Raw genomic sequence first — 5,365 nt, 5'->3', positions numbered from 1 at the left:
GATTTCAGCACGCCGTAACGTCCGCGTCTGCGGCACCTGCTCGGCCGTCGCGATCAGATGGGTGATGAAGGATGGATCAGGCCGCACACTGCGCAGCGATGCCGGGATTGCACGCGTCACCGGCTCCGTCGGTGTGATCGCACGCGTGTCGCCCGGAGCGGTCTCCCGCTCGATCACGATATCGCCCGCGCGCCGCATCGGATGCGACGTGGTCGGGGATACTCGGCTGGTCGCCGTGATCGACATGGTTAAACGGGCTCGCGTCTCAAATCAGGACGAGGGTGGTCCCTCAAGTACCTATGTCGCAAGAGCCGTGCCGCTGCTCTCCACAGTTGTATCGGCTTGCGCGGGTCTTGCGCAAACCTGCGAGATAGCTACGATTTCTCCATTGTTTAAGAAGTTGGACTAACTTTTTTCAGCACTGAGACCGTATTGTCGTGGCACGAATCACGCGAACGGCGTCCCGAAACGAGGCGACATTTGACATCCGCCCCACCTGAACATGTCCCGGTGCCGCAGTCCGGCTTCTCCGAAGCAGAGATTCTGGCGCGTCTCGGCCAGGCCGCCTTCATCTGGGACATCGGCAGCGACGCCATCACCTGGACCGCGCCGGCCACCGCGATCTTCAGCGACATTCCCGCCAACACCCTCGCCCGCGGCAGCGACTTTGCCGCACTGATCGAGCCGCATCGCGCCGTACGTAGCGAAGCGCTGGTGGCTGCGCTGCAATCCGGCGGCACCTATCGCATCGATTACGGTGTGCGCGCCTCCACCACCGCGCCGCTGGTATGGGTGGAGGAAAATGGCAGCGTCCGCACCGGCAGTGACGGTCGCCCGCTCCGCGTCGAAGGCATCGTGCGCATCAACAATGAGCGCCATGCCCATGACGAGCAGCTGCTCAAACTCTCGCAGCGCGATCCCGTCACCGGCGAGCTCAATCGCACGCATCTGCTGGCGGCACTTGCCGAGTCCATCGAGGAAGCCACCCGCTTCCGCGCCAGTTTCGCCTTCATGCTGATCGCCATCGATCATCTCGGCCGCATCAATGATGCCTTCGGCTTCGATGTCGCCGACGATGTCATCGCCGATCTCGCCCAGCGCATTCGCGTGCGGCTGCGCGGCGGCGACATCATGGGGCGTTTCTCCGGCAACAAATTCGGCCTGGTGCTGAAGAACTGCACCGCCGACGATGCCAATATCGCGGCCGAGCGTTTTCTCGCCGGCATTCGCGACGAGGTCATCCCGACCAAGTCCGGCCCGGTCTCGGTCACCGCCACCATCGGCGCGGTCAGCGTTCCGCGCTATGGCCGCGACGTCAATGAAGCCGTCAACCGCGCCCAGGAAGCGCTCGACGCCGCAAAACGCCGCCGCCGCGGCAGCTTCAATCTGTGGCGGCCGAATGTGGAGCGCGACGCCCAGCGCCGCGTCAATATCCGCGTCACCGACGAGATCGTCACCGCGCTGAACGAGCGCCGCATCGTCTGCGCCTTCGAGCCGGTGGTGCATGCCGATCGCAGCAAGCCCGCTTTCTATGAAGCGCTGGTGCGCATGAAGCAGGACGACGGGCAATTGCTGCTCGCGCCGGACATCGTGCCGGTCGCCGAGCGCCTCGGCCTGATCCGCCTGGTCGATCACCGCGTGCTCGAACTCGTCATCACCGAGCTCGCCGAGACGCCGGACGTGCAGCTCTCGCTCAACATCTCGCCGGCGACCGCGATGGACCCGGACTGGCTGGCGACCATCGAATCCCTGATGCGCGCGCATCCCGGCGTCGCCCAGCGGCTGATCGTGGAGATCACCGAGACCGTGGCGATCCACGATCTCGACGACATCCGCGGCTTCGTCAATCGCCTGAAGGCGCTCGGCAGCCGTATCGCCATCGACGATTTCGGCGCCGGCTACACCTCGTTCCGCAACCTGCGCAAGCTGGCCGTGGACATCGTCAAGATCGACGGCGCCTTCGTGCAGAACATCGCGCACTCCGCCGATGACCGCGCCTTCGTGCAGACGCTGATCGATCTCTGTCGCCGGCTGGAAATCCAGACCGTGGCCGAATGGGTCCAGGACGAGACGAGCGCGCAGATGCTGCACGACTGGGGCTGCAACTATATCCAGGGCCGATTGACAGGGCTGGCCTCGTCGGCGCGGCCGTGGCTGAAAGGCGCCGAAGCCGTAGGGCGGATGAGCGAAGCGTAATCCGCCGCCGCGCTGAGGCCGTAGGATGGGTAGAGCGCAGCGAAACCCATCGGCGGAGCCTGCCGCATCGACGGAATGATGGGTTTCGCTCCGGCGCTCCGCGCCTACGCTCTACCCATCCTACGGCTCCGCGTCAGCGTCACCCCAGCGGCATCCGCAGCACGAACCGCGTCTCGTCCACCGTCGATGTTGCGCTCAGCATCCCGCCATGGGCGCGCGCGATTTGCGACGCGATATAGAGCCCGAGCCCCAACCCTTCCTGCTTGTCCTGCCCGGCGCCGCGCGAAAATGGTTGGAACAGCTTGCCTAGAATTTCCGGCGGAATCGGCGCGCCGTGATTGGTCACAGACAATTCGAACTGCTGCAGCCCGGTCTGCGCACTCACCGTGATCGGCCGGGCGGGAACGCCGTAAGCCAGCGCATTGCCGAGCAGGTTCGACAACAGCTGCCCGATCCGAGCGGGATCGCAATCCACCGGCCGCTTGAGATCGAGCACCAGATCGATCTGCCGGCCGGGCGCATGGGCCTGCAGCTCGCCCACCACCTGCTGCAGCACCGGCGCGAGATCCTGCGCGGTGCGCGTCAGCGTCAGCCCGTCGCCTAGCCTTCCGCGGGCGAAATCCAGCACATTGTCGATCAGCCCGGCCATCCGGCGCACGCTGTTCTGCATCAGGTCGAGATAACCGAATTCCTCCTCGCTCAGCGCCGCCTTGCGAAACCGCCGCGCCACCGCGGCGATCGAGGCCAGCGGATTGCGCAGGTCATGGCCGAGCACCGCGATGAACTGCTCGCGCAGCTCCGCGGTCTTGCGCTCGTTCGTGAGATCCGCCTCGCTCACCGCAAGCTTGTCGGCCGCATTGAGATGGAACGCGATCAGCTCGGCGAACAGCTTGAACATGCCGAGCGTTTCCGGCGTGTTCAGCACATGCGGCGCGGGATCGATGGCGCAGAGCGTGCCGAAGAAGCTGCCATCGGCGAGGAAGATCGGCATCGAGATATAGCTCTGCAGCCCGTAGAGCGCCGGCGTGTGATGATTGCAGTAGACGGTATCCTTGGCCACATGGTCGATCACCACCGGCTCGCGATGCTGGCGGATCTCGTGGCACAGCGTCGTCTCGACCTTCAGCTCGCCGCCGGGCGCCAGGCCAAAGGCGATCTCGTCGCGCACCGCGCAGCAGATCCAGCGGCTGTCTGTGACCCGCGCCACCGCGGCAAAGCGCATCCCGGTGGTGCGGCACACCACTTCGAGGATCTTTGGCACGGCCTCGATCTGCTGGACGGCGGCAATGTCGGTCTCGAAAGCGGGAGGCAGCACGGTCACGGGAAAAACTCAATGGCAATCACCCGTTATAGGCTGGCTGCGCGTGCGGCCACAACAATGATCCGTGGCAGGTGGCTACTGCGACCAAGGGCAGCATGCTACAGCCATGGACCAAGGGGATCATGACCGGGGGAATCGCCATGACACTGCTGGGTAACGGACTGACCGCGCTGGTGGCGCTGCTGCACATCTACTTTCTCATTCTCGAGATGTTTCTCTGGCAGAAGCCGCAGGGCCTGAAGACCTTCAAGAACACGCCGGAAAAGGCCGAGGTCACCGCGGTGCTGGCCGCCAATCAGGGCCTCTATAACGGCTTCCTCGCCGCCGGCCTGATTTGGGGCCTGCTGCATTCCGCGCCAGCCTTCGCGTTCCAGATCAAAGCGTTCTTCCTGCTGTGCGTGATCGTGGCCGGCGTCTACGGCGCCCTGAGCGTGAGCAAGCGGATTCTGTATGTGCAGGCGGTGCCGGCGGCGCTGGCGCTGCTGGTGCTGTGGCTGGCGCGATAGCAGCCACCTACTCTCCCCTCATCCTGAGGAGCCGCGCAGCGGCGTCTCCTTGCGAATGGCAAAGCCATTCGCTGGGGATGGCCGCAAGCTCCGAGCTTGGCCATCTCATGGTTCGAGACGCGGCCTGTGGCCGCTCCTCACCATGAGGGACGGAGTGCCTCCGCGTTCATCTTGCCAATCCCACAACCTTCCCTCACACTCCTGCACAACGACGGCGCCCCGACCGGGAAGACCGTCGATGACACATCAGGGAAGGCAACGACATGAGAGCCACGCTCGTTCATTCGGTCGCCGCGTGTTTGCTGGCCACCGCGCTCACCATCTCCCCCGCATCCGCCCAGAAGAAATACGATCCCGGCGCCAGTGACACCGAGATCAAGATCGGCCAGACCGTGCCGTTCTCCGGCCCCGCCTCGGCCTATTCGTCCATCGCCAAGACCCAGGCCGCCTATTTCAAAATGATCAACGAGACCGGCGGCATCAATGGCCGCAAGATCAACCTGATCCAGTATGACGACGCCTATTCGCCGCCCAAGGCGGTGGAGCAGGTGCGCAAGCTGGTGGAGTCCGACGAGGTCCTGCTCACCTTCCAGATCATCGGCACGCCCTCCAATGCCGGCGTGCAGAAATATCTCAACACCAAGGGCGTGCCGCAGCTGTTCGCCGCCACTGGCGCCACCCGCTTCACCGATCCGAAAAATTTCCCCTGGACCATGGGCTACAATCCCAACTACCAGACCGAGGGCCGGATCTACGCAAAGTACATTCTGAAGAACCATCCGAACGCCAAGATCGCCATCCTCTGGCAGAATGACGATCTCGGCCGCGACTATCTCACCGGCATGAAGGCCGGGCTCGGCGACAAGGCGGCATCGATGATCGTGTCGGATGCGAGCTACGAACTCGCCGACCCCACCATCGACTCTCAGATCGTGAAACTGAAATCCTCCGGCGCCGATCTGCTGTTCAACGCCTCGACGCCGAAATTCGCCGCCCAGGCGATCAAGAAGGTGGCCGACTTGGGCTGGAAGCCGATCCACATCGTCGACATCAATGCGACATCGGTGGGCGCGGTGCTGGTGCCGGCGGGACTGGAGAATGCAAAGGGCCTGATCTCGACCAATTACGGCAAGGACCCGCTCGATCCGCAATGGAAGGACGATGCCGGCATGAAGCGCTATCTGGCCTTCATGGAAAAATACTATCCCGAGGGCGACAAGAACTCGAACTTCAACACCTATGGCTACGGCAATGCCCAGCTGATGGTGGAAGTCCTGAAGCGCTGCGGCGACGATCTCACGCGGGCGAATGTGATGAAGCAGGCCACCAGCCTGTCCAATCT

General features: G+C 63.8%; 4 protein-coding genes and 1 pseudogene. 3 read left to right on the top strand and 2 right to left on the bottom strand.

The genetic code is table 11. The annotated features are described in order from the left end of the window. A pseudogene (locus ACIQ17_RS30295) lies at nucleotides 1–246 on the bottom strand (hypothetical protein); the annotation flags it as partial. 234 nt (nucleotides 247–480) lie between these two features. Here ACIQ17_RS30295 and ACIQ17_RS30290 point away from each other — a divergent pair. Further along, a complete protein-coding gene (locus ACIQ17_RS30290; protein WP_398473168.1) occupies nucleotides 481–2,196 on the top strand; it encodes a putative bifunctional diguanylate cyclase/phosphodiesterase in 1,716 nt (571 codons plus the stop codon). Nucleotides 2,197–2,335: 139 nt separating this feature from the next. Here the strand turns inward: ACIQ17_RS30290 and ACIQ17_RS30285 are convergent, their stop codons facing one another. Further along, entirely contained in the window at nucleotides 2,336–3,517 is a 1,182-nt protein-coding gene (locus ACIQ17_RS30285; protein WP_398473166.1) for an ATP-binding protein, read from the bottom strand. A gap of 140 nt (nucleotides 3,518–3,657) precedes the next feature. Between ACIQ17_RS30285 and ACIQ17_RS30280 the strand changes: the two genes are divergently transcribed. Both ACIQ17_RS30280 and ACIQ17_RS30275 read left to right on the top strand, forming a co-directional pair. Then, entirely contained in the window at nucleotides 3,658–4,023 is a 366-nt protein-coding gene (locus ACIQ17_RS30280; RefSeq protein WP_398473169.1) for a DUF1304 domain-containing protein, read from the top strand. A 263-nt stretch (nucleotides 4,024–4,286) separates the two neighbouring features. Continuing rightward, nucleotides 4,287–5,365: ABC transporter substrate-binding protein (locus ACIQ17_RS30275; protein ID WP_398473165.1), on the top strand; the 1,079-nt coding region annotated here is incomplete at its 3' end.

This window comes from Tardiphaga sp., assembly GCF_044340795.1.
In the GTDB taxonomy this organism is placed as follows: Bacteria; Pseudomonadota; Alphaproteobacteria; order Rhizobiales; family Xanthobacteraceae; genus Tardiphaga.
This window is presented reverse-complemented; position numbering and strand designations above follow the sequence as displayed.